The sequence below is a fragment of the Oleiphilus sp. HI0125 genome, assembly GCF_001635355.1.
The window spans coordinates 1-1,405 of sequence record NZ_LWGF01000775.1 but is presented as its reverse complement, the minus strand read 5'-3'; the positions used below and the strand labels follow the sequence as shown (position 1 = coordinate 1,405).

Sequence of the window (1,405 nt, the reverse complement as noted above, 5' to 3'; positions counted from 1 at the left end):
TAGTTGGGCGACTGCCAGAACATCAACGAAATAAAGCTCGAAAAATTGGTATCACTTTAGCGATGATCTCCCGATTATTGCTCTTATTTAGCCTCGCCTGGGTGATGAAGCTAGTAGATCCCTTATTCAGTGTTTTGGATAACGATATATCCGGTAGGGACCTGATTTTAATACTCGGAGGTTTGTTCTTATTGATGAAATCCACGCATGAAATCCATGGGAGTTTTGAGATTAAAGATGTGTCAACGACAATGCTCGCAACATCTAGCTTTGCCTCAATACTCGTTCAAATAGCGGTATTGGATTTGATCTTTTCTTTGGACTCTGTAATTACAGCGGTTGGTTTAGTGGAGCATCTCAGCATTATGGTTATTGCTATTGTGTCCTCTGTGATTGTGATGCTGATAGCCGCTAATCCTATTGGCGAGTTTGTTGATAGAAACCCAACTATCAAGATGTTGGCTTTGTCGTTTTTAATCTTGATCGCGTTTACGTTAATCGCCGAAGGCTTTGATGTACATATTCCGAAGGGTTACGTATATTTCGCAATGGCGTTTTCACTATCGGTTGAGCTTCTAAATATTAAGTTGCGCTCGAGAAAAGTAGAGAAAGTCGAGACCATTCAATTGGCTCGAAAGCATGGACTTGACGATTCGTCTTTCGAGTAAGAATTTTGGCCAAAAAAAGCTCAACCTGTCTCCAAGTTGAGCCTCAATCAAATCTGCTTGATGTGCTTATTCGCTAATTAATTGCTCAGCTTCAGCAATCTTCATATGGCGCACATCTTCACCTTTGACCATGAATATCACGTATTCTGCAACGTTCGCAGCATGATCACCGATACGCTCAAGCGCACGCAGTACCCACAGTACATTATGTACTTGTGAGATGCTTCGCGGATCTTCCATCATAAACGTCATCAACGATCGAATCGCTGAGCCATATTCGGCGTCAACAGAACTATCTTCGCGAATAATTTCCAAGGCCATGTTGGCATCAAGTCGTGCGAAGGCGTCTAATGATCCACTGACCATTTGAGTCACGCGTTGACTGATGTGGCGTACTTCGATGTAACCGCGAGGCGCTTTGCCTTCATCGCTTAATTTAATCGCCATTTTTGCAATTTTTGCGGCTTCATCACCAATGCGCTCAAGGTCAGAAATCATCTTAACGGTTGAAATCACTAAGCGTAGGTCGCTTGCAGCAGGTTGGCGGCGTGCAATGATTTGCGTACATTCTTCGTCAATCATACGCTCCATTTCGTCGACGCTTTTCTCTGTTGCTGCAACAGACTCAGCTAATGAAGTGTCAGAGTTAAGCAAGGCATCAACCGAATCTGTTATCTGGCGTTGAACAAGACCGCCCATTGCTAAAAAGTGGTTTCTCAGCTCGCTTAGGTTTTGGT

Annotated in this window: 2 protein-coding genes; one reads left to right on the top strand and one right to left on the bottom strand. The window is 43.5% G+C overall.

Translation table 11 applies throughout. The annotated features are described in order from the left end of the window. On the top strand, positions 1-668 hold a 668-nt coding region (locus A3762_RS12125), incomplete at its 5' end, for a TerC family protein (protein WP_068755771.1). A gap of 66 nt (positions 669-734) precedes the next feature. Here the strand turns inward: A3762_RS12125 and phoU are convergent. Next, positions 735-1,405 (bottom strand): phosphate signaling complex protein PhoU (gene phoU, locus A3762_RS12120; RefSeq protein ID WP_068755757.1); only part of this gene is annotated, 671 nt, incomplete at its 5' end.